This window comes from Pseudomonas sp. ASL3, from assembly GCF_056680425.1.
The window spans coordinates 654,584-671,312 of the sequence record NZ_CM155281.1 but is presented as its reverse complement, the minus strand read 5'-3'; the positions used below and the strand labels follow the sequence as shown (position 1 = coordinate 671,312).

Sequence of the window (16,729 nt, the reverse complement as noted above, 5' to 3'; positions counted from 1 at the left end):
GGGGTAGCCACTCAAAAAAACAAGCTCTGGCGCAGGAAAAGCAAAAGGGGCCCGAAGGCCCCCTCTTTATTACTCATCCACGCAGCAGTTTCACTTACGCGTCTGGAGCAGCCTTGGCGGCCGGCTCGCTGTTTTCGTAGATCAACAGCGGCTTGGACGTGCCCTCGATGACACTCTCATCGATCACCACCTTGCTCACCTCAGACTGCGAGGGGATCTCGTACATGGTGTCGAGCAGAACGCCTTCGAGAATGGAACGCAGACCACGGGCGCCTGTCTTGCGCTCAAGTGCGCGTTTGGCGATCGATTTCAGCGCATCGGCACGGAACTCGAGGTCCACACCTTCCATTTCGAACAGTTTTGCATACTGCTTGGTCAGCGCGTTTTTCGGCTCGGTGAGGATCTGCATCAACGCAGCCTCATCCAATTCGTCCAACGTCGCCAGAACCGGCAGACGGCCCACGAACTCTGGAATCAGACCGAACTTGACCAGATCGTCAGGCTCGACCTCACGCAGCGATTCGCCAACCTTCTTGCCTTCTTCCTTGCTGCGCACTTCGGCGTTGAAGCCGATGCCGCCGCGAGTGGAACGGCTCTGAATAACCTTTTCCAGGCCTGAGAAAGCGCCACCGCAGATAAACAGGATGTTACGTGTGTCCACTTGCAGGAATTCCTGCTGTGGATGCTTGCGACCCCCTTGAGGAGGAACGGAAGCCACGGTGCCTTCGATCAGTTTCAGCAAGGCCTGTTGCACGCCCTCGCCGGAAACATCACGAGTGATCGAAGGGTTGTCGGATTTGCGCGAAATCTTGTCGATTTCATCGATGTAGACGATACCCATTTGGGCTTTCTCTACGTCGTAATCACATTTCTGCAACAGCTTCTGAATGATGTTTTCCACATCCTCCCCCACATAACCGGCTTCGGTCAGGGTGGTGGCGTCAGCGATGGTGAACGGTACATTGAGCAAACGAGCCAATGTTTCGGCGAGCAGTGTCTTGCCGGAGCCGGTAGGGCCGATCAGCAGGATGTTGCTTTTACCGAGTTCAACATCATCATTCTTTTTGTCACGCTGGTTCAGACGTTTGTAGTGGTTGTACACCGCTACTGCCAGAACCTTTTTCGCACGCTCCTGACCAATCACATACTGATCAAGGATGCCGCTGATTTCTTTCGGCGATGGCAATTTATGCGCGCTGCTTTCAGCCTGGGCTTCTTGCACCTCCTCACGGATGATGTCGTTGCACAGGTCGACGCACTCGTCGCAGATAAAAACCGAGGGGCCGGCAATCAATTTGCGCACTTCATGCTGGCTTTTGCCACAGAAGGAGCAATAAAGCAGCTTGCCGTTGTCCTCGCCGTTGCGGGTGTCAGTCATTCGATCGATCCAATCCGGTAGGCTTGCAACACAAGATGAAGGCTATTGCGGGCTTTTTCAAGTCCGCAGGTGGTCAGTTGTCCCAACCACCTCCGATTGAGCTGCTTAGCGAGCCATTTGACGCTGAGTGAGCACCTGATCGATCAGACCGTATTCAGCAGCGCGTTCCGCGCTCATGAAGTTGTCGCGATTGGTGTCTTGCTCGATCGTCTCAATCGACTGCCCGGTATGGTGCGCAAGAATTTCATTCAAGCGCGCACGAATAGACAGGATTTCCTTGGCATGGATATCGATATCCGACGCCTGCCCCTGGAAACCGCCCAGTGGCTGGTGAATCATCATTCGCGAGTTCGGCAGGCAGTAACGCTTTTTAGCGGCGCCACCAGCCAACAGCAAGGCACCCATGCTGCAGGCCTGACCGATGCAAATGGTCGACACGTCTGGCTTGATGAACTGCATGGTGTCGTAGATCGACATGCCTGCAGTCACCGAACCGCCTGGTGAGTTGATGTAAAGATGGATGTCCTTGTCCGGGTTTTCCGCTTCAAGGAACAGCAGTTGCGCTGCGATCAGGTTGGCCATGTAGTCTTCTACCGGACCCACCAGAAAGATCACCCGCTCCTTGAGGAGGCGCGAGTAGATGTCATAGGCGCGTTCGCCACGGGCGGACTGCTCGATAACCATCGGGACCAGGCCGCCAGCGGCCTGGATGTCAGAGTTCTGCTGAATATAAGAATTGCGGGACATGTCCTGCATTCACTCCCAAATAGTCATTTCTTGAATACGCATAAGCCAGCTCGAAGGCTGGCTTATGGTGTTTTCGAACGAGAGAAAAAATCAGTCGGCTTGTGGAGCTTCGACCGGCTTGACAGCTTCTTCGTAAGAGACCGATTTGTCGGTCACGCTAGCTTTCTGCAAAACAGTATCCACAACTTGCTCTTCCAGCACAACCGAACGCACTTCGTTCAGTTGCTGGTCGTTCTTGTAGTACCAGGACACGACCTGCTCAGGCTCTTGATAAGCCGAAGCCATTTCCTGAATCATCTCGCGAACACGAGCGTCGTCAGGCTTGAGGTCGAACTGCTTGACCACTTCAGCAACAATCAGGCCCAGCTCAACGCGACGCTTGGCTTGCTCGGTGAACAGCTCGGCCGGCAGTTGATCAGGCTTGATGTTGCCACCGAATTGCTGAACAGCCTGCACGCGCAGACGGCTCACTTCGTTGTCGAGCAGCGCTTTAGGCACTTCGATCGGGTTGGAGGCCAGCAAGCCGTCCATCACCTGATTCTTGACCTTGGATTTGATCGCCTGACGCAGTTCACGCTCCATGTTCTTGCGAACCTCGGTGCGGAAACCGTCGACGCCCGATTCCTTGATGCCGAACTGAGTGAAGAACTCTTCGTTCAGCTCAGGCAATTTAGGCTCGGAAACAGTGTTGACCGTCACGGTGAACTCAGCGGCTTTGTTAGCCAGGTCCAGGTTCTGGTAGTTTTCCGGGAAAGTCAGGTTCAGAACGCGTTCTTCGCCAGCTTTAGCGCCAACCAGACCGTCTTCGAAACCAGGGATCATGCGACCGGAACCCAGCACCAGCTGAGTACCTGTGGCGGAACCGCCAGCGAACACTTCGCCGTCGACCTTGCCAACGAAATCAATATTCAGTTGATCTTCGTTCTGAGCTGCACGCTCGGTGACTTCGAAACGAACATTCTGCTTGCGCAGAATTTCCAGCATTTTGTCCAGATCCGCGTCAGCCACGTCTGCACTCAGACGCTCGACAGCGATGGAGTCGAAACCTGCAACCGTGAATTCCGGGAATACTTCGAAAGTAGCCACGTATTCCAGATCTTTACCTTTTTCAAAGGCTTTTGGCTCTACAGACGGTGCGCCAGCCGGGTTCAGCTTCTGCTCAACCACTGCCTCGTAGAAAGTCGCCTGAATCAGCTCGCCCAATGCGTCCTGACGAGCGCCGTCTTCATAACGCTGACGGATCACGCTCATAGGCACTTTGCCAGGACGGAAGCCTGGAATCTTGGCGTTACGTGCAGTCTGCTGCAGACGCTTGTTGACTTCAGTCTCGATGCGTTCGGCAGGCACGCCAATGGTCATGCGGCGCTCAAGAGCGGAAGTATTTTCAACAGAAACTTGCATGGATATTCCTCGTTGCACAGACGTTAGCCGGCCGTTTCCGACCCCAGAATCAAGGGCATGCATTCTAGTGGGTCAAACTCAAGAAGTCACCCTACTGAAAAAGGGTAAATAAGCAGCATGAAATCAAGCCATCGCGAGGGATCGACGACGACCTTTGCGAACAGTTGACGCAAGGTAGCAGGCAACGCGTCTGGCACGGCCTATATAAGGAAGCACTGGCGCGCAGCCCACCCTCCTCTCAACCCAAAAACCGCCTGACGCCAGACAAAACAGCCGGGGCTGTTGGGCGCGCCGGGCGCAAAACGTAATACGCTGAAACAAAAAAAACCGCACTAGGCGGTTTTTTTTGTTGCCTTGCAAAGGCCTTGGGCGCTTCGCAAAGCTTGTATCTTGGTGCGGACGGAGAGACTCGAACTCTCACACCTTGCGGCGCTGGAACCTAAATCCAGTGTGTCTACCAATTCCACCACATCCGCGCATCAAGTCTTTAAAGCAAAGGCGCCAGATTGTTAAATCAGGCGCCCTTTCTAATATGGGGTGGACGAAGGGGATCGAACCCTCGACAACGGGAGTCACAATCCCGTGCTCTACCAACTGAGCTACGCCCACCATATTGCGTGTGACCGGTACATCAATACAACATTACTTGTGCCAAAGCTGCCTTAAATGGCGCACCCGGCAGGACTCGAACCTGCGACCATCCGCTTAGAAGGCGGATGCTCTATCCAGCTGAGCTACGGGCGCTTATTTAATCTGCATCTTTTACCGATTACAAATTAAGAGCTTTCAGTCACGCTGAGCAAACCTGCAACTCCGCCTGACTTTCTTAACCAGTGCTAGGCTGTGCCCGACAAGTGCGACGAATCTTATAGACGGTCCTGATAGTCGTCAACTCTTTTTCGAAAAAAATTCAGCTAGATAAAGGAGTTAGAGGAATATGCAGACCAAGCGCCTTTGCCCTTACGCCATGTCATGCGAGAATGCGCGCTCATTTTCAATCCCTTTCGATGGTTAATCACCCGTCATGACTGCAAAACTAATCGACGGCAAAGCGATCGCAGCCAGCCTGCGCCAGCAGATCGCCAAACGTGTCGCCGAGCGTCGCCAGCAGGGCCTGCGTACGCCGGGCCTCGCGGTGATTCTGGTCGGCAAAGACCCCGCTTCTCAGGTTTATGTCTCGCACAAGCGGAAAGACTGCGAAGAGGTTGGCTTCATCTCGCAAGCCTATGACTTGCCTACCGACACCACCCAGGACGAGCTGACTGACCTTATCGATCGTCTCAACGACGACGCGAAGATCGACGGCATCCTGTTGCAACTGCCACTGCCAGAGCATCTGGACGCCTCCAGGTTGCTGGAGCGCATTCGCCCGGACAAAGACGTGGATGGTTTCCATCCTTATAACGTCGGCCGTCTGGCGCAACGCATTCCCCTGCTGCGCCCCTGCACCCCCAAAGGCATCATCACCCTGCTGGAAAGCACCGGTGTCGATCTTTACGGGATGGATGCCGTCGTCGTCGGCGCTTCCAACATCGTTGGTCGCCCAATGGCGATGGAGCTGTTGCTGGCCGGCTGCACCGTTACCGTCACCCACCGCTTCACGCGAGACCTGGCGGGCCATGTCGGTCGTGCCGATCTGGTGGTTGTGGCCGCCGGCAAACCCGGTCTGGTCAAGGGGGAGTGGATCAAGGAAGGCGCTATCGTGATTGACGTCGGCATCAACCGCCAGGAAGACGGCAAGCTGGTCGGCGACGTGGTGTACGAAACCGCCCTGCCCCGTGCAGGCTGGATTACCCCGGTACCCGGTGGCGTGGGGCCGATGACCCGTGCCTGCCTGCTGGAAAACACCTTGTACGCAGCGGAAACACTGCACGCCTGAGTGCACTGACCGGCAATGAAAAACGGCACCCGAGGGTGCCGTTTTTCATGGATCGAGAAAAGCCGGAGGACGTCAGTCCGCCAAACGCCAGGTCGTCCCACCTTTACCATCTTCCAACACCACGCCCATAGCCGTGAGCTGGTCGCGGATGCGGTCGGATGCAGCCCAATCCTTGTCGGCACGGGCAGTCAGTCGGGCCTGGATCAGCGCTTCGACTTCAGCCGCATCGACCCGGCCTTCTGCGCCTGCACGCAAAAAGTCGTCCGCTTCGAGCTGCAACACACCCAACACACTGGCCAGCTCTTTCAAACGCGCCGCCAGGCCAGATGCAGCAGCCAGATCGGTATCGCGCAGACGGTTGATTTCACGCACCATCTCGAACAGCACCGCGCAGGCTTCCGGCGTGCCGAAGTCGTCGTTCATCGCCTGGGAGAAGCGCTCGACGAACGCTTCGCCACCGGCAGGAGCAGCCGCAGGCAAGCCCTTGAGAGCGTGATAGAACCGCTCCAGCGCACCCTTGGACTCTTTCAGACTGTCTTCGGAGTAATTGATCGAACTGCGGTAATGGCTGGACACCAGCAGGTAACGCACCACTTCCGGATGGTATTTATCCAGCACATCGCGAATGGTAAAGAAGTTGTTCAAGGACTTGGACATCTTCTCGCCATTGATGCGGATCATGCCGCAATGCATCCAGGCGTTGGCGTAAGGCTTGCCAGTGGCCGCCTCGCTCTGAGCGATTTCGTTTTCGTGGTGCGGAAACTCGAGGTCGTTGCCGCCGCCATGAATATCGAAGGTGTCGCCCAGGCAGCAGGTCGACATCACCGAACATTCGATGTGCCAGCCCGGACGGCCTGCGCCCCAGGGCGACTCCCAGCTCGGCTCGCCTGGCTTGACACCTTTCCACAGCACGAAGTCCAGCGGATCGTCCTTGGACTCATCCACTTCGATCCGCGCACCGATGCGCAGGTCTTCGATTTTCTTGCGTGACAACTTGCCGTAACCGAGGAATTTGCCGACACGGTAGTACACGTCGCCATTACCCGGCGCGTAGGCGTACCCCTTGTCGATCAAGGCCTGGATCATGGCATGCATGCCAGCGATATGATCGGTCGCACGCGGCTCCATATCCGGCGGCAAGATGTTCAGGCGTGCCTCGTCCTCGTGCATCGCATCGATCATGCGCGCCGTCAGGGCTTCGAACGACTCGCCGTTTTCACGGGCACGATTGATGATTTTGTCGTCGATATCGGTGATGTTGCGCACATAGGTCAGGTCATACCCGCTGAAACGCAACCAGCGGGTCACCAGGTCGAACGCGACCATGCTGCGACCATGCCCAAGGTGGCAGAAGTCGTACACGGTCATGCCGCATACGTACATCCGCACCTTGTTGCCGTCCAGCGGCTTGAAGACTTCTTTGCTCTTGGTGAGCGTGTTGTAGATCGAAAGCACGATGGTTCCTAATTCTGCGGGTGTGTGCGTAAAGCAGCCGAGCAAAGGTCAGGCAAGGCAAAAACAGGCGAGGACGCGGAGTTTAGGCCCCTAAATGAGCAGTCCGAGCCTGTTTTTAACGCAGCATGACCGAAGCGCAGGCGCTTTACGTGCATAGCCTAGCTCCACGAGTCTCGCAGAGTTACCGTCCGGTTGAATACCGGGCGACCAGGTTTCGAGTCCTTGATATCCGCGCAGAAATAACCTTCGCGTTCGAACTGGAAACGGTCTTCCGGTTGCGCTTGCCCCAGTGACGGTTCAGCGCGACAACCTGTGAGTACCTGCAGGGAATCGGGGTTGATGTTGTCCAGGAAGCTGGCACCGTCTTCGGCTTTTTCCGGGCTCGGGGAGCGGAACAGGCGGTCGTACAGACGCACTTCGCACTCGACGCTTTCAGCCGCCGGCACCCAATGCACCACACCCTTGACCTTACGGCCTTCAGGGTTTTTGCCCAGGGTTTCCGGATCGTAGGAGCAACGCAGCTCGACGATGTTGCCGTTGGCATCCTTGATCGCCTCGTCGGCGCGGATCACGTAGCTGCCCCGCAGACGCACTTCGCCGTTTGGCTCCAGACGCTTGTAGCCTTTTGGTGGCTCTTCCATGAAGTCATCACGGTCGATGTAGATCTCGCGGGCGAACGGCAGCTCACGAACACCCATGTCTTCTTTCGGGTGACGCGGCAACTCCAGCTTCTCGACCTGACCTTCCGGGTAGTTGGTGATCACGACTTTCAGCGGACGCAACACGCACATGGCACGCGGGGCGCTGTGATCAAGGTCGTCACGAATGCTGAATTCGAGCATGGCGAAATCGACGACGCCATCGGAACGGTTGGTGCCGATCATCTCGCAGAAATTACGGATAGAACCCGCTGTGTAGCCACGACGACGGAAACCCGAGAGGGTCGACATGCGCGGATCGTCCCAGCCGAACACGTGCTTCTCATCGACCAGTTGCTTGAGTTTGCGCTTGCTGGTGACGGTATAGCTCAGGTTCAGACGCGAAAATTCGTACTGACGCGGCTTGCTCGGCACCGGCAGGTTGTCCAGGAACCAGTCGTACAGCGGACGATGGCCTTCGAATTCCAGGGTGCAGATCGAATGAGTGATACCTTCGATGGCGTCCGACTGACCGTGGGTGAAGTCATAATTCGGGTAGATGCACCACTTGTCGCCAGTCTGGTGGTGATGAGCATGGCGAATGCGATATAGGATCGGGTCGCGCAGGTTCATGTTTGGCGAAGCCATGTCGATCTTGGCCCGCAGCACGCGCTCACCGTCTTTGAACTCGCCGGCTTTCATACGAGCGAACAGGTCCAGGTTTTCCTCGACGCTGCGGTCGCGGAACGGGCTGTTCTTGCCAGGCTCGGTCAGGCTGCCACGGTATTCCTTGGACTGCTCAGGGGTCAGGTCGCACACGAACGCGTTGCCCGACTTGATCAGCTCGACGGCCCATTCGTGCAGCTGGTCGAAATACTGCGAGGCATAACGCACTTCGCCGGACCACTCAAAGCCCAGCCACTTCACGTCGCTTTCGATGGCGTCGATGTATTCCTGGTCTTCCTTGGCCGGGTTGGTGTCATCGAAACGCAGGTGAGTGACACCGCCGAATTCCTGAGCCAGACCGAAGTTCACACAGATCGACTTGGCGTGACCGATGTGCAGGTAACCGTTGGGCTCTGGCGGGAAGCGGGTGACGATCTGGGTGTGCTTGCCCGAATCCAGGTCCGCCTGCACGATTGAGCGCAAGAAATTGGTCGGGACAGCAGGGCCTGCCTTGGAATTCGCAGTGGAGTCAGTGGGCTTGCTCATAGGATCCTTGGGCGTACAAGTGCGCGGCCAGGGTAGGCCGACTAAATCAAAGCGCTTATCATAGCCGAAGCTGTCAAGGTGTTGCGACCAGCGCGCGCGCCTTCCACGAATTCAAAAAGAGCGATTTCTACAATGTCCAAAGTCAAATTGAGCACCAACCATGGCGACATCGTCCTGGAACTGAACGCCGAAAAAGCGCCAGAAACCGTTGCCAACTTTGTGCAGTACGTTAATGAAGGCCATTACAACAACACCATATTCCACCGTGTGATCAGCAACTTCATGATTCAGGGCGGCGGTTTCGAGCCAGGCATGGCACAGAAAAAAACCCGCGCCACCATCAAGAATGAAGCCAACAACGGTCTTTCCAACAAGAAAGGCACCGTTGCCATGGCCCGCACCATGGAACCGCATTCGGCGTCCTCGCAGTTCTTCATCAACGTCGGCGACAACGACTTCCTCGACCATAGTGCACCGACTGTTCAAGGTTGGGGCTACACCGTGTTCGGTGAAGTGGTAGAAGGTATGGACGTCGTCGACAAGATCAAAGGCGTTGCCACCACCATGAAAGCCGGCCATCAGGACGTGCCCGCTGAAGACGTGATCATCGAGAACGCCGAGATCATTGAGTGATACTGCTGATCTCTGATTTGCATCTGGAAGAGGAGCGCCCGGACATCACCCGGGCGTTTCTGGATCTACTCACCGGCCGGGCCCGCGCTGCCGAGTCGCTGTACATCCTCGGGGATTTTTTCGAGGTCTGGATCGGCGATGACGCCATGTCGCCCTTCCAGTTGTCGATCTGCCAAGCCTTGCGCGAACTGAGCGACAGCGGCACGCAGGTGTTCCTGATGCACGGCAACCGCGACTTCATGCTCGGCCGGGCGTTCTGCAAAGCCGCAGGCTGCACCTTGTTAAGCGACCCCAGCGTAGTGCAACTCAATGGTGAGCCGGTGTTGTTGATGCACGGCGACAGCCTGTGCACCCGCGACGAGGCCTACATGCGCATGCGCCGCTACCTGCGTAATCCACTGACCCTGTTTGTGTTGCGCCATTTGCCGCTGCGCACCCGGCACAAGCTGGCACGCAAGCTGCGCAGTGAAAGTCGTGCGCAGACCCGGATGAAAGCCAACGATATCGTCGACGTCACGCCCGAAGAAGTCCCGCGGGTCATGACCCAATACGGTGTGCGTACGCTGATCCACGGCCACACCCATCGCCCGGCGATCCACAAACTGCAGGTCGGTGATGAGCCGGCGAAGCGGATCGTGCTGGGGGACTGGGATCGTCAGGGCTGGGCCTTGCAGGTAGATGAGCAGGGGTTTCAGTTGGCGGCGTTTGATTTTGTGCAGGCAGGGGACTGATTTATTTTCAGCGCTTCATCGAAAATCAATCTGTCCCGCTGTTGAGGTCGGGGACAGATTGATTTTTCAAAGAGCGCGAAAAATAAATCAGTCCCGAATGGCACTTACTTAACCTTCTTCGGATGCCCACGCTTTCTGACGTCCTCCCTTGCTGATCGGCGTGTTTTGGTCAGTAAGGGATAAGGTTTGGGTCTTCGTTTTATTGCGCGAGGCTCAGTCCGGCCAGAACGGTTTCCGACCCGTTTTTGGGCGATCAGCATGAGCAAACTCGACATGCCATCTTCCTCGCCAACACTGCCGTATTGCCTCAACGCCAGCCACAACTGAAGACTGTGTTTGAAGCTCAACTCGCGAGGTAAACAGTCTGCCAGCAGCGCGGACTGTGCCATGATCATCCGAATAAGATTGTGGGCCAGCAAATAGACCCATAACTCCTTGACGGCCATGCCTGGGGTCTTGCAACTCAGCATCTCAAGTCCCAGCGTGGACTTGAGATTGCGTAAATCCAGCTCGACGTGCCAGCGGCTCTTGAACAGCAACTTTAGGGCTGTTTTGGGGATCTGCTTCGGGCAATGCAACGTCGTTACCAAGATTTTCCCACCCGCCTTCAGCTCACGGACCATCAGCCTTTGAGGCGCCTGTTCGTAATATGCCTGGCTCATCCAGTCGGGTCTTTTCCTGGGTTTTTCCAGTTCAATCAAATGATCCTCCGAACCCAGGCATTGTCCCTTTTGAAAGTCAGTGCTGCGCCGCCGAGCACCGTATTGTTCAAACACACCGTCCACGCCCCTGCGCTGCAACTCACACAGTAAAAAATAAGTCGCGTAGTAGGCGTCACCCAACAAAATATCGCCTCGATTCAACGTGTCGAGCATCGACCTGAGCAGGGTTTGCTCATCACTTCCTTTTCCTCGGAAGCGGCCCAGTGCCGCATTTAAAATGGCTCCACTGCACAGGCAAACGATGCCGACCATTCGGCAGATTGGAAACCCCAGACCGACTTTCTGACCACGAGACTGCGGATAGGCAGCCTGGTTCTCGGCGGTGTCGGGCATGGTCACCGTCGTGCCGTCCACCAGCCGTACGGGGCGGCCCATCCAGCGCCATGACGTCGGTGCCTGGTCGCTCATCAAGGACCCGGTGTGGCGTAACAGCGTGCCAACCATCTCCACAGGCAAGCGTTTTCTCGCCTTGCAGTAGGCCCCTGTATGGGCGCTGTTGGGTTTCAAGCCGCCGCAGGCGCGTTTGATGGACAAGTCATTGACTGCGTTCTGGCAGGAACGATCAGCACTCATTGCTTGAGCCAGAAACATGGAAAGCGTTTCGGTCGGCGGGAACAGCCGCTCTCGATGCTCAGGTAACGACGCTTCGACACACGGTAGCAACTGGGGATCAGTGAGTAGATTGAAAAATGCGTAGGCATCACTGTTAGCGGTGCGCTGACGAATACGTTGCTGTTGATGCTGGACGATTTGACGTCTACGATTCATGCGGGCTGTGTCCTTGGTTTTTGGTGTGTGTTCGCAACTATCACCGTAGACCAAGGCCAGCCTTTTTTCATTTTTATGCTTTGAATCAGTTAGTTAGCTGCTAAGTAAGTGCCATTCAAATCAGTCCCCTCATTCAATGCCCTGCTGGCGGCCCCGCCTTGGCTGCGAACGGCGGTTTGGCCATCCATACCAGCAGGATCAACCCCATGAAGCCCCAGCCCAACATGTGGAAATAATCCACGGTCGACATCATGTACGCCTGGCTATTGAGCACCCCTTCGAGCTGTGCGTACGCCTGATTGCCGGCCCCGCCCAGCGTATTCAACGCGTCGCGGGTCGCAGGCTCATAGGTGCTGATGCTTTCACTCAAGTACGCATGATGCTGGTTCGCCCGGCGAATCCAGATCCAGGTGGTCAGCGATGCCGCAAAGCTACCTCCCAGGTTTCGCAAAAACGTCGCCAGCCCCGAACCATCGGCAATTTGATCAGGCGGCAAGTCGGACAGCAGGATGGTCAAGGTCGGCATGAAGAACAGCGCCACCCCCGCCCCCATAAATAGCTGCACCAGCGCGATGTGCTCGATATCCACCTGATTGGTGAAGTCGGCACGCATGAAACAGCTCAGGCCGATGGCCAGGAACGCCAGTCCGGCCAATACCCGCAAGTCGAATTTTTGCGCGTACTTGCCGACAAAGGGTGACATCAGCACTGGCAGAATACCGATGGGCGCCACTGCCAGTCCGGCGTAGGTCGGGGTGTAGCCCATCTGGGTCTGCAACCACTGCGGCAACAGCAGGTTGATGCCGAAGAATCCTGCATAACCACCCACCAGAGTGATGGTACCAATGCGGAAGTTACGGAATGCGAACAGCCGCAAATTGACGATGGGGTGACGGTCGGTCATTTCCCAAATGATGAATATCGCCAGGAACACTACCGAAATCACGGTACCGATCACAATGAAGCTGGAAGCGAACCAGTCCAGGTCGTTGCCCTTGTCGAGTACGATCTGCAATGCGCCGACACCAACGATCAAGGTCAGCAGGCCCACGTAATCCATGGGCTGACGACTGGTGACCACCGGCCGGGTACGCATTTGTGTGCGCACCACGAACGCCGCGAACAGACCAATCGGCACGTTGATGAAGAAAATCCACGGCCAGCTGTAGCTGTCAGTGATCCAACCGCCAAGGATCGGCCCGGCAATGGGCGCCACCACCGTGACCATCGCCAGCAATGCCAATGCCATCCCCCTTTTCGCCGGGGGATAAACCGCAATCAGTAGCGTCTGAGTCATCGGATACAACGGCCCGGCAACCACACCTTGCAGCACCCGGAACCCCACCAGCTCAGGCATCGACTGGGAGATACCGCACAAGAACGACGCCAACACGAACAGTATGGTGGCCCAGATAAACAGCTTTACCTCACCAACCCGGCGGCTGAGCCAACCGGTCAGCGGCAAGGCAATCGCGTTACTGACCGCGAACGAGGTGATCACCCATGTGCCCTGCTCCGAACTCACCCCCAGGTTGCCGGAGATGGTCGGCAAGGCGACGTTGGCGATAGTGGTATCGAGTACCTGCATGAAGGTCGCCAGCGACAGGCCGATGGTGCACATCAACAAACTGGGCGGCGTAAAAGAGGCGGGGGCGTTCGAGCTCATCGCGAATCCTTTAAATCTTCAACGGTGCTCCGGTCCTGCGACCGGAGCTGACGGATTGGCGAATCAGCGCTGAACAGTTTTGCTGATGCTGGAGGCGCTGTTTTCGTGGATTAAACGAGTAATCATCGCGTCGGCTTGCGCCAGCTGCTCCTCGTAGACATTGGTACTGAACGACGCTTTCTGCGGCGGCTGCTGCGCCAACACCGGCCCGCTCTGGTCATGCAGATTGACGCTGACCGCGGTCGACAGGCCGACGCGCAACGGGTGCTCTTTCAACTGGTCAGGGTTGATATGAATCCGCACCGGCACCCGCTGCACGATCTTGATCCAGTTACCCGTGGCGTTTTGCGCCGGCAGCAAGGCAAAAGCGCTACCGGTACCGGCACCCACGCTGTCGACGGTGCCGCTGTACTTCACATCGCTGCCGTACAGGTCCGACTCGATATCCACCTGCTGACCGATGCGCATCTTGCCCAGCTGGGTTTCTTTGAAGTTGGCATCGATCCACAACTGATCGAGCGGAATCACCGCCATCAACGCAGTGCCTGGCTGAACTCGCTGACCCAGTTGCACGGTGCGCTTAGCGACGTAGCCGGTGACCGGTGCGATCAGGGTACTGCGGGCGTTGGCCAGGTAAGCCTGACGCAATTGTGCGGCGGCGGCTTTCACATCCGGGTGTGAAGACACGACGGTATCGTCCACCAGGGCGGAGCTGGTGGCCAATTGCTGCTGGACGTTGTTCAGCGCATTTTGCGCCGTCGTCAGATCATCGCGGGCATGGGACAGCTCTTCCTGAGAGATCGCCCCGCCAGCGGCCAGGTTTTTACGGCGGCTGTAGTTGTCCTGGGCTTTTTGCACTTCAGCCCGCTGTGCGGCCAGTTGTGCCTTTATGCCGTCGACATTGCTGTACAGGCCACGTACCTGGCGTACGGCCTTGCCCAGATTGGCTTCGGCACTTTGCAGGCCGACTTCGGCGTCGCTTGGGTCGAACTGGATAAGCACCTGGCCCTCGCGGACCAGATCGCCATCATCGGCGCCGATGCTGACCACGGTCCCGGTGACCAGCGGGGTGATTGCCACCACGTTGCCGTTCACATAGGCGTCATCGGTGCTTTCGTTCCAGCGCCCGTACATTTCGTACCAGCCCCAGATACCCAGCCCGCCGAGGATCACCAACACCAGGACCAGCAACAGCCAGATCTTGCGCTTGCGCGGATTTTGATCTTTTGGCTGATCTTTAGGCGCGCTCTGACCTTGTTGGTCGTTTGTAGAAACATTTTCGGTAGCGGCAGTAGCCATGACGATTACCTTGATTATTCAGTCAGCGAAGCGGTTGATGGGGAGACAGCGCCGGTGGCATTACCTTGAAATCCGCCACCCAGGGCCTGCATCAACTGAATCGACAGATCGATTCGTTCGGCGGTGAGATCGGCCAGTTGGCGTTGCGACTGGAGGAGTTGTTGTTCGATGGTCAGGACATCGAGGTAGTTGCCGATGCCTGAGCCATAACGCTGGGTCGCCGTGTCATAAGCAGCTTGCGCGGCATCGGTGGACCGTTGCTGGGCCTCGATCTGGCCGTCCATGGAACGCAGCTGCGAGAGCGTGTCGCTGACATCACCCAACGCCCGAACCAGGCTTTTGTTGTACTGCGCCACGGCGAGGTCGTATTCGGCATCGCGGGCATCGAGGTTGGCGCGCAGGCGTCCGCCATCGAATATTGGCAACGATACAGTCGGAGCGATATTGAAGAAGCGACTGGCCGAGCCGAACAGCGAGTCGCCCAGCAAAGACTGGGTGCCGGCGGCGGCACTCAGGTTCAGATTCGGATAAAAGGTGGTCTTGCCAGCGACAATATTCTTGCTCGCGGCTTCGACGCGCCAGCGGGCAGCCACCAGATCAGGACGACGGCCAAGCAACTCAGCTGGCAGTGACGAAGGCAGCGCCACGGCACTGGACTTCAGCACGTTCGGGCGGGCGATTTCATCACCTCGGTCCGGCCCTTTGCCCAGCAGCACCGCCAAGGCGATTTTCGCGCTGCGCAGGCGTTTTTCGGCGTCGATCAGTTGCTCTTCGGAGCTGGCTTCCAGGCTTTGGGTCTGCTGGAACTGATAGCGACTGTCGATCCCCGACTTCAGGCGACGGTCGCCCAAATCGAGCATTTGCCGGGTGCGCTTCAGGTCGTCGGCGGCCAGGTCATACACTACATGGGCCTGACCGAGATCGCTGTAAGCGCGGGCGACATCGGCGGCGAGAGTCAGCTGCGCAGCCTGCTGATCAACTTCGGCGGCACGCGCCTGACCCAATGCCGCTTCCCAGGTGGCGCGCTGGCCGCCCCACAGATCGAAGGTGTAATTGAAACTCACGCCCAGATTGCGCACGGTCGCGTAAGTGCCGCCCTCGCCTGTCGGGCTCTGATCGCGCGCCAGGCGTGAACGAGTAACACCCCCTTTAGCATCGAGGGTCGGCATGCGCGCAGCATCGGCAGCATAAGCAGCGGCAGTGGCCTGATGCGCACGGGCACCGGCAATTTGCATGTCGGGGCTGTCGCGCAACGCTTCGGTGATCAGCCCGTCGAGCTGTGGATCACCGAGGCTCTTCCACCAATCGCGTTCCGGCCAGGCCGCTGGCGACAGCTTCACGTCCTTGAGGGTCTGCGCGGTTTGCAGGTTTTTCGCATCCAGGCTTGTGCCTTCTGTCTCAAGGCCACGGTAACTGGCACACCCGGCCAGGCTCATGGCGAGACTTACGACCAGGAAGGCAGGACTCAAAGAGGTTCGCAGGGTTGTGTGACTCATTTCACACCTGCCTGATCAAACGCCAAGCGGGCGATAGTGGTTTGATCGTCAGCGGCCACGAGCACCTTCGTCAGGATGCGCTCCAGGCTCGCCAATTCTTCTGGATCAATGGCATTGAATAACTCGTTCATGGCATCGGCACCCACCTTCGGCAACAGGTCCGACAGCGCTCTCCCCTCGTCGGTCAGCACGATATGCACCTGGCGCCGATCGATGTCCGAACGGCTGCGCACGATCAGCTCTTTTTGCTCAAGACGGTCGAGCATGCGCGTCATCGAGCCACTGTCCAGCGACAGGTGACGGCACAGCTCGGCCGGTGTATCGGTATTAAACTGGGCCACGATAATCAGCACTTTGAACTGCGAAGACGTCACGCCGTAAGGCACCAGATATTTGTCCAGCAAACGGTCTTTGAGCGCGCTCGTACGGCCAATCAACAGGCCCATAAGACCGGAGTGAAAATTGTCGGAAGTGAAGTGTTTCATCGGAATCAGCAAAATGCTGCCTAGGCAGAGAGTTGTGGTGATATTACTGCCTAGGCAGCGAATGTCAACGCATTAAGTAGGAAGCTTCCTAAATTTGCCGACGAATGACATTCGTTATCATGTAGGAAACCAGGAAGTGGATAAGATTAGGAGGGAGCGCCGGGGCGAAAGTTCAAGCAAAGAAAGGCCCCGTCGGATTGCAACGGGGCCTGTGGAAAG

At 57.1% G+C, this 16,729-nt stretch carries 13 protein-coding genes and 3 tRNA genes; 3 read left to right on the top strand and 13 right to left on the bottom strand.

Annotated features, from left to right (window positions below; genetic code table 11):
* Positions 1–94: 94 nt before the first annotated feature.
* From clpX to AC1MEE_RS03060, 6 genes are all read right to left on the bottom strand, one after another.
* Positions 95–1,378, bottom strand: coding sequence for an ATP-dependent Clp protease ATP-binding subunit ClpX (gene clpX, locus AC1MEE_RS03085; RefSeq protein WP_297835917.1), 1,284 nt, complete (start codon positions 1,376–1,378; stop codon positions 95–97).
* 105 nt (positions 1,379–1,483) lie between these two features.
* Complete coding sequence (gene clpP / locus AC1MEE_RS03080) at positions 1,484–2,125, bottom strand: ATP-dependent Clp endopeptidase proteolytic subunit ClpP (protein WP_480413757.1); 642 nt, start codon at positions 2,123–2,125, stop codon at positions 1,484–1,486.
* Between the two features lie 90 nt (positions 2,126–2,215).
* Positions 2,216–3,526 carry a trigger factor gene (tig, locus tag AC1MEE_RS03075; protein WP_480413756.1) on the bottom strand — a complete coding sequence of 437 codons (1,311 nt, stop codon included), beginning with the start codon at positions 3,524–3,526 and terminating at the stop codon, positions 2,216–2,218.
* 391 nt (positions 3,527–3,917) lie between these two features.
* Positions 3,918–4,002, bottom strand: a tRNA-Leu gene (locus tag AC1MEE_RS03070).
* A 57-nt stretch (positions 4,003–4,059) separates the two neighbouring features.
* Positions 4,060–4,135: transfer RNA gene (locus tag AC1MEE_RS03065), tRNA-His, on the bottom strand.
* 58 nt (positions 4,136–4,193) lie between these two features.
* A tRNA-Arg gene (locus AC1MEE_RS03060) sits at positions 4,194–4,270 on the bottom strand.
* A gap of 280 nt (positions 4,271–4,550) precedes the next feature.
* Here AC1MEE_RS03060 and folD point away from each other — a divergent pair.
* Complete coding sequence (gene folD, locus AC1MEE_RS03055) at positions 4,551–5,405, top strand: bifunctional methylenetetrahydrofolate dehydrogenase/methenyltetrahydrofolate cyclohydrolase FolD (protein WP_480413755.1); 855 nt, start codon at positions 4,551–4,553, stop codon at positions 5,403–5,405.
* 72 nt (positions 5,406–5,477) lie between these two features.
* Here the strand turns inward: folD and cysS are convergent, their stop codons facing one another.
* Both cysS and AC1MEE_RS03045 read right to left on the bottom strand, forming a co-directional pair.
* A complete protein-coding gene (gene cysS, locus AC1MEE_RS03050; RefSeq protein ID WP_480413754.1) occupies positions 5,478–6,860 on the bottom strand; it encodes a cysteine--tRNA ligase in 1,383 nt (460 codons plus the stop codon).
* 158 nt (positions 6,861–7,018) lie between these two features.
* Positions 7,019–8,710: a glutamine--tRNA ligase/YqeY domain fusion protein gene (locus AC1MEE_RS03045; RefSeq protein WP_480413753.1), complete on the bottom strand. Its 1,692-nt coding sequence runs from the start codon at positions 8,708–8,710 to the stop codon at positions 7,019–7,021.
* 132 nt (positions 8,711–8,842) lie between these two features.
* Between AC1MEE_RS03045 and AC1MEE_RS03040 the strand changes: the two genes are divergently transcribed.
* On the top strand, positions 8,843–9,343 hold the full coding sequence (locus tag AC1MEE_RS03040) for a peptidylprolyl isomerase (RefSeq protein ID WP_480413752.1): 501 nt from the start codon (positions 8,843–8,845) through the stop codon (positions 9,341–9,343).
* A complete protein-coding gene (gene lpxH, locus AC1MEE_RS03035; RefSeq protein ID WP_480413750.1) occupies positions 9,340–10,074 on the top strand; it encodes a UDP-2,3-diacylglucosamine diphosphatase in 735 nt (244 codons plus the stop codon). Before AC1MEE_RS03040 ends, lpxH begins: the two co-directional genes overlap by 4 nt.
* A gap of 104 nt (positions 10,075–10,178) precedes the next feature.
* Here the strand turns inward: lpxH and AC1MEE_RS03030 are convergent, their stop codons facing one another.
* The 5 genes from AC1MEE_RS03030 to AC1MEE_RS03010 all read right to left on the bottom strand — a co-directional run bounded on the left by AC1MEE_RS03030 (position 10,179) and on the right by AC1MEE_RS03010 (position 16,510).
* Complete coding sequence (locus AC1MEE_RS03030; RefSeq protein ID WP_480416140.1) at positions 10,179–11,564, bottom strand: IS4 family transposase; 1,386 nt, start codon at positions 11,562–11,564, stop codon at positions 10,179–10,181.
* Positions 11,565–11,697: 133 nt separating this feature from the next.
* Complete coding sequence (locus tag AC1MEE_RS03025) at positions 11,698–13,230, bottom strand: DHA2 family efflux MFS transporter permease subunit (protein WP_480413749.1); 1,533 nt, start codon at positions 13,228–13,230, stop codon at positions 11,698–11,700.
* Positions 13,231–13,293: 63 nt separating this feature from the next.
* Entirely contained in the window at positions 13,294–14,529 is a 1,236-nt protein-coding gene (locus AC1MEE_RS03020; RefSeq protein ID WP_480413747.1) for an EmrA/EmrK family multidrug efflux transporter periplasmic adaptor subunit, read from the bottom strand.
* Positions 14,530–14,543: 14 nt separating this feature from the next.
* The gene (locus AC1MEE_RS03015) at positions 14,544–16,025 is read right to left on the bottom strand and encodes an efflux transporter outer membrane subunit (RefSeq protein WP_480413746.1); all 1,482 of its coding nucleotides are present in this window, start codon (positions 16,023–16,025) and stop codon (positions 14,544–14,546) included.
* Positions 16,022–16,510, bottom strand: coding sequence for a MarR family winged helix-turn-helix transcriptional regulator (locus AC1MEE_RS03010; RefSeq protein WP_480413745.1), 489 nt, complete (start codon positions 16,508–16,510; stop codon positions 16,022–16,024). Before AC1MEE_RS03010 ends, AC1MEE_RS03015 begins: the two co-directional genes overlap by 4 nt.
* Between the last annotated feature and the right edge of the window lie 219 nt (positions 16,511–16,729).

What these genes read in the sequence shown, in the direction of transcription:
- AC1MEE_RS03010 (WP_480413745.1), bottom strand. Translation starts at nt 16,510, where the DNA reads ATGAAACACTTCACTTCCGACAATTTTCACTCCGGTCTTATGGGCCTG.
- AC1MEE_RS03040 (WP_480413752.1), top strand. Translation starts at nt 8,843, where the DNA reads ATGTCCAAAGTCAAATTGAGCACCAACCATGGCGACATCGTCCTGGAA.
- tig (WP_480413756.1), bottom strand. Translation starts at nt 3,526, where the DNA reads ATGCAAGTTTCTGTTGAAAATACTTCCGCTCTTGAGCGCCGCATGACC.
- AC1MEE_RS03015 (WP_480413746.1), bottom strand. Translation starts at nt 16,025, where the DNA reads ATGAGTCACACAACCCTGCGAACCTCTTTGAGTCCTGCCTTCCTGGTC.
- AC1MEE_RS03045 (WP_480413753.1), bottom strand. Translation starts at nt 8,710, where the DNA reads ATGAGCAAGCCCACTGACTCCACTGCGAATTCCAAGGCAGGCCCTGCT.
- AC1MEE_RS03030 (WP_480416140.1), bottom strand. Translation starts at nt 11,564, where the DNA reads ATGAATCGTAGACGTCAAATCGTCCAGCATCAACAGCAACGTATTCGT.
- folD (WP_480413755.1), top strand. Translation starts at nt 4,551, where the DNA reads ATGACTGCAAAACTAATCGACGGCAAAGCGATCGCAGCCAGCCTGCGC.
- clpP (WP_480413757.1), bottom strand. Translation starts at nt 2,125, where the DNA reads ATGTCCCGCAATTCTTATATTCAGCAGAACTCTGACATCCAGGCCGCT.
- AC1MEE_RS03020 (WP_480413747.1), bottom strand. Translation starts at nt 14,529, where the DNA reads ATGGCTACTGCCGCTACCGAAAATGTTTCTACAAACGACCAACAAGGT.
- clpX (WP_297835917.1), bottom strand. Translation starts at nt 1,378, where the DNA reads ATGACTGACACCCGCAACGGCGAGGACAACGGCAAGCTGCTTTATTGC.
- AC1MEE_RS03025 (WP_480413749.1), bottom strand. Translation starts at nt 13,230, where the DNA reads ATGAGCTCGAACGCCCCCGCCTCTTTTACGCCGCCCAGTTTGTTGATG.